The sequence below is a fragment of the Brenneria roseae subsp. americana genome, assembly GCF_003115815.1.
GTDB classification, from domain to species: domain Bacteria; phylum Pseudomonadota; class Gammaproteobacteria; order Enterobacterales; family Enterobacteriaceae; genus Brenneria; species Brenneria roseae.
In genome coordinates this window covers 1-5,837 of record NZ_QDKJ01000031.1, presented here as the reverse complement: position 1 = coordinate 5,837, position 5,837 = coordinate 1, and the positions used below count along the sequence as shown (strand labels likewise).

At 50.0% G+C, this 5,837-nt stretch carries 4 protein-coding genes and 1 pseudogene; 1 reads left to right on the top strand and 4 read right to left on the bottom strand.

What is annotated here, in order from left to right:
* Positions 1 to 158: 158 nt before the first annotated feature.
* From clpB to rluD, 3 genes are all read right to left on the bottom strand, one after another.
* The gene (clpB, locus tag B4923_RS20470) at positions 159 to 2,732 is read right to left on the bottom strand and encodes an ATP-dependent chaperone ClpB (RefSeq protein ID WP_109491537.1); all 2,574 of its coding nucleotides are present in this window, start codon (positions 2,730 to 2,732) and stop codon (positions 159 to 161) included.
* Between the two features lie 133 nt (positions 2,733 to 2,865).
* A complete protein-coding gene (yfiH, locus tag B4923_RS20465) occupies positions 2,866 to 3,591 on the bottom strand; it encodes a purine nucleoside phosphorylase YfiH (RefSeq protein WP_109491536.1) in 726 nt (241 codons plus the stop codon).
* Between the two features lie 7 nt (positions 3,592 to 3,598).
* A complete protein-coding gene (gene rluD, locus B4923_RS20460) occupies positions 3,599 to 4,576 on the bottom strand; it encodes a 23S rRNA pseudouridine(1911/1915/1917) synthase RluD (protein WP_109491535.1) in 978 nt (325 codons plus the stop codon).
* 133 nt (positions 4,577 to 4,709) lie between these two features.
* Here rluD and bamD point away from each other — a divergent pair, with 133 nt between their 5' ends.
* Positions 4,710 to 5,444, top strand: coding sequence for an outer membrane protein assembly factor BamD (gene bamD, locus B4923_RS20450; protein WP_109491534.1), 735 nt, complete (start codon positions 4,710 to 4,712; stop codon positions 5,442 to 5,444).
* Between the two features lie 56 nt (positions 5,445 to 5,500).
* Here the strand turns inward: bamD and B4923_RS20445 are convergent.
* A pseudogene (locus B4923_RS20445) lies at positions 5,501 to 5,791 on the bottom strand (IS4 family transposase); the annotation flags it as partial.
* Between the last annotated feature and the right edge of the window lie 46 nt (positions 5,792 to 5,837).

The following is a 5,837-nucleotide window of genomic DNA, read 5'->3' as shown; positions in this document are numbered from 1 at the left end:
CAAGCGCTAAATGCAAAAAAAACGTCAAGCGTTCAAAAATAAGCCAAAACCACACTTTTTGCCTGTGTTTTGCGCAGAAAATGAGGATCTTATACACAAGATAAAAGGAAACGGGAGAAATAGACTATTTCTCCCGTTTTTGCTCTCGTCAAAAAAGGTTATTGGCGAGCGACGATGTTTTCACCATCAACATCCAGCGTAACCGGTTTGCCGGGAATCAACTTGCCGGACAAAATCTGTTGAGCCAACGGGTTTTCGATCAGTTGCTGTATTGCCCTTTTAAGCGGACGTGCGCCATAGACCGGATCAAAACCGATTTCGCCCAACCGTTCCAGCGCCGCGTCTGTTATGGTCACATGGTAACCGCGCTCTTCAAGACGTTTATACAAACGCTGTAGCTGAATCTTGGCGATAGAGCTGATATGTTTCCGCCCCAGAGGATGGAATACCACCACTTCATCTATACGGTTGATAAACTCAGGACGGAAGCTATGGCTAACCACCTCAAGCACCATACCGCGCATCTCTGCATAGCTCCGTTCGCCAAAGCGTTCCTGAATCAGATCGGAACCAAGGTTTGACGTCATAATCACCACCGTGTTGCGGAAGTCGACCGTACGCCCCTGGCCGTCGGTCAGACGCCCATCATCCAAGACCTGCAGCAGAATATTGAACACATCTGGATGCGCCTTCTCGATTTCATCCAGCAAAATCACCGAGTAAGGACGGCGACGGACGGCTTCTGTCAGGTAGCCGCCTTCTTCATAACCCACATATCCCGGAGGCGCCCCGACCAAACGCGACACCGAGTGTTTTTCCATGAACTCAGACATGTCGATACGAACCATCGCATCGTCACTGTCGAACAGGAAAGAGGCCAGCGTTTTACACAGTTCTGTTTTACCTACCCCAGTCGGCCCAAGGAACAGGAAAGAACCAATTGGACGATTGGGATCGGACAAACCGGCACGACTGCGTCGGATGGAGTTCGCCACCGCTTCGACAGCTTCATCCTGCCCTATTACACGCTGGTGCAACGCTTCTTCCATTCTTAACAGTTTTTCACGTTCACTTTCCAACATTCTGGACACAGGAATACCGGTCCAGCGGGCAAGCACTTCGGCTATTTCAGTATCCGTAACGCGGTTGCGTAACAGATGCATGGTTTTACCTTCAAGCTGCGTTGCCGCCACCAACTGTTTTTCCAGCTCGGGAATTTTACCGTATTGGATTTCGGACATCTGTCCCAGGTCACCTTGGCGGCGGGCCTGTTCCAGCGATATTTTTGCCTGCTCTAAAGCCGCCTTAATATTCTGAGTCCCGGTAAGTGAGGCTTTTTCCGCTTTCCACTCTTCTTCCAGCTTGGAGTATTCACGTTCTTTTTCTTCAAGCTCGGTATTTAATAACTCTAAACGTTTCTGGCTGGCTTCATCCGACTCTTTTTTCAGCGCCTGCTGTTCCAGCTTTAACTGAATGATACGGCGATCCAGACGATCCAGTGGTTCAGGCTTTGAGTCAATCTGGATACGGATGCTGGAGGCCGCTTCATCAATCAGGTCGATCGCCTTGTCTGGCAGCTTACGATCAGCAATATAGCGATGAGACAGTGTGGCCGCAGCTACAATTGCCGGGTCGGTAATCTGCACATGGTGGTGCAGTTCATAACGTTCTTTAAGACCACGTAAAATGGCGATGGTATCTTCTACCGTTGGTTCGGCAACGAACACTTTCTGGAACCGACGCTCCAGAGCCGCATCTTTTTCAACATATTGCCGATATTCATCCAACGTTGTGGCGCCGACACAGTGTAGCTCACCGCGAGCCAAAGCAGGTTTCAGCATGTTCCCTGCATCCATGGCGCCATCAGCTTTACCCGCCCCTACCATCGTGTGGAGTTCATCAATAAACAGGATGACATTCCCTTCCTGTTTGGATAAATCGGTAAGCACGCCTTTCAAGCGCTCTTCAAATTCCCCACGGTATTTGGCGCCGGCGACCAATGACCCCATATCCAGCGATAGAACACGCTTGTTCTTTAAACCTTCCGGCACTTCGCCATTAACAATACGCAATGCCAAGCCTTCAACAATGGCTGTTTTACCGACGCCAGGCTCACCGATTAATACCGGGTTATTTTTAGTTCGACGTTGCAATACTTGAATAGTACGGCGAATTTCTTCATCACGGCCAATCACCGGATCCAGCTTGCCTTGTTCAGCACGCTCGGTTAGGTCAATAGTGAATTTTTTCAATGCCTGACGTTGATCTTCAGCTCCCTGATCATTCACCTGCTCACCTCCTCTCACCTGATCAATCGCTTTAGTAACGCTTTGCTGAGTCGCCCCTGCCTTTTTCAGCACATCACTCAACGTACTGTGTGACTCTAAAACAGCCAGCACAAAAAGTTCAGAGGAGATAAAGGTGTCTCCGCGCTTTTGCGCCAGTTTGTCACACACATTTAAGGTTCGAACCAATTCGCTGGACGGCTGAACATCACCGTCAGTCCCCTCAACCTGAGGTAAGCGCGCTATCGCCTGATCGATTTCATTTTTCAGCCGAGATACGTTGGCACCTGCCGCTGTCAGCAACGGGCTTACAGTTCCGCCTTCCTGATTAAGCAACGCGCTCATCAGGTGAAGTGGTTCAATAAATTGATGGTCGCGCCCGAGAGCTAAAGATTGGGCATCGGCGAGAGCAAGTTGAAATTTGTTGGTAAGACGATCCAGACGCATAACTCCTCCCATACACTGGTCAAAACTGCTACTGGAGATTAAATGAGGTCATCCCTCAAAAATTTCAAGGTTATTTTGCCAGTAGTGATGGGATTTAAATGTTACTTGCCATGGATCGTCTTAATTCAATAGGTTATATCAGCCAGATTAAACTTGCCATACGGCCGGTCACGCCATCGCGCCGATATGAGAAAAAATTTCGTGATTCACTCACAGTACAAAAATTTCCGCCAAAAATTTGGGTCACACCGCTAGCATGCAAACGCAGTCGCGCGAGTTGGTATATATCGGCAAAAAATTTCTCACCATGAGGCCTGAACGCAGATATTGCCATTGCATCATGCTGGATAAACGCTTCCCGCACTTCCGACCCGACTTCAAATGCATCAGGCCCAATCGCAGGTCCCAACCAAGCCATAATTTGCGACGGTTCAGCCTGAAAACTGGCAAGCGTTTCTTCCAGTACGCCGCCACACAACCCACGCCAGCCCGCATGAGCAGCGGCGACTTCGTTACCAGCAGCAGAGCAAAACAATACTGGCAGACAGTCCGCCGTCATCACTGCACAAATCTGGCCTTTATGGTTGGTATAAGCGGCATCTCCGCAGACAGAAATCGGAGGTGCGTCATCGATGCGAATCACTTGCGTACCATGAACCTGCTCCAACCAATGTGGCGTAGACGGCAACGCGGCTTCATCCATCAGTGCCTGCCGATTCCGCATCACTTTTTCGGGATCATCGCCGACATGGCCTCCCAAATTGAGCGCATCATACGGAGGCAAACTGATGCCTCCATGGCGGGTCGTACTACACGCCCGGACATTTTTCGGTACAGGCCAGTCAGGATGTATCAGCATTGTCTCATCACCAATCAAGTTGATCCTGGAACGCTTCGGTATCCGCTTTTAATGCATTTATCAGATCTACCATATCCTGCGGCAAAGAAGCATGCCATTCCATTTGTATTCCGCTGACTGGATGGTACAAACGCAGCATGGTCGCATGCAGAGCCTGCCGGTCAAAATTGCGCAATACTGAAATAAACGCATCCGACGCACCTTTAGGCGGACGAGGGCGGCCACCATATAAAGGATCACCCACCAACGGGTGGTTGATATGCGCCATATGTACACGAATCTGGTGGGTACGCCCGGTTTCCAGACGTAAACGTAAACGGGTATGCGCACGGAAATGTTCCATAATGCGATAGTGCGTAACCGCGGGCTTCCCCATCGGATGAACTGCCATGTGTGTCCGCTTGGTTGAATGCCTGGCAATCGGTTCATCAACCGAACCACCCGCGGTCATATTGCCAATTGCGACAGCTTCATACTCACGCGTAATTTCCCGCGCCTGCAATGCTTCCACCAGACGAGTCTGTGCCGGTACGGTCTTCGCCACCACCATTAGGCCGGTGGTGTCCTTATCGAGCCGGTGTACAATACCAGCCCGAGGAACATCAGCAATTTCAGGATAATAGTGCAGCAGCGCATTCAGCACCGTACCATCCGGGTTACCCGCACCAGGATGAACGACCAGATCACGGGGCTTATTGATGACGAGAATGTCCTGATCTTCATACACGATATCCAGTGCGATATCCTGCGCTTCCCAGCGCGCGTCTTCCTCAATCAGTGCATCAATTGCCACCGATTCGCCGCCCAACACTTTCTCTTTTGGCTTATTGCTCACATTGCCGTTAATCTGTACCCGGTTCTCAAGAATCCACTCTTTTATACGAGATCGTGAATAATCAGGGAACAATTCGGCCAAAGCCTGATCTAAACGTTGTCCGAGTTGTGATTCGGCCACCGTTGCGGTGAGTTGTACTTGTTGTGCCATAGTTGCAGCTTCTTCGTTAACGTTGGGTTTTCACGGCGACGCCGTTTAAAATAATGTACTATTGTAGCTGGTCTAAATCGGGAGCTTAACGGACAGTCTCCCGGAATAACACTCTGAGGATAATCAAAACGTCATGACGCGTATGAAATATCTGGTGGCTGCCGCCACGTTGAGCCTGGCGCTGGCTGGTTGCTCCAGCAATTCCAAGGATGCGGTTCCTGACAGTCCGCCATCCGAACTGTACGCCAATGCTCAACAAAAACTGCAAGACGGCAACTTTAGAGCAGCCATCACGCAGTTGGAAGCACTGGATAACCGCTATCCATTCGGCCCGTATTCACAGCAGGTACAGTTAGATTTGATTTATGCCTATTACAAATCTGCTGAATTGCCGCTGGCTCAGGCCTCGATCGATCGTTTCCTGCGATTAAACCCTACCCATCCAAGCGTTGATTATGTCTTGTACATGCGTGGCTTGACAGATATGGCCTTGGACGACAGCGCGCTGCAAGGTTTCTTTGGTGTTGATCGCTCCGATCGCGATCCCCAATATGCCCGCGCCGCTTTCCGGGACTTCAGCAATCTGATTCAGGGTTACCCCAACAGTCAGTATGCGACCGACGCTAATAAGCGGCTGGTCTATCTGAAAGAACGTTTAGCTAAATATGAACTTTCCGTCGCGCAATACTACACGAAACGTAGTGCTTATGTGGCAGTAGTTAATCGCGTTGAGCAAATGCTGCGTGATTATCCAGACACTAAGGCGACAAAAGATGCATTACCGCTGATGGAAAATGCCTATCGCGAACTCCAACTTGCCGCTCAGGCAGACAAGGTGGCTAAAGTTATCGCGGCAAATCCATCATAAAAGACCATCTGACACAAAACGTATCAAACGGCAGCCCAGGTTGTAATGCCAGTCAGTTAAGCAACTGACTGGCCCTTTTTCGGGGCTGAGGTGTATTTCCAGGGCCTCTCCTTTACCACTCTCGGGAAGGCCCTTTCCCTTCTTGTCGGTAACTTTACCCGTTGCCCCATACTTTCAAGATCACCCATCAGCTCCGGGATTCGCCCCGGTGAAGCGCCCTGCAAGGTCATCAGCATTCTCATTACCATTCCGCATGACTCTGAGAAGCTCAGCTGATTCGGCCAGTATCCTTTCAGATGCCCCGCCATTTTAATCATCTGATATCTCACCAGATTATACGCCAGTATCCATCAACGTCAGGGTGTTATCTCCGGTTTGCTCTATAAGTTGCTC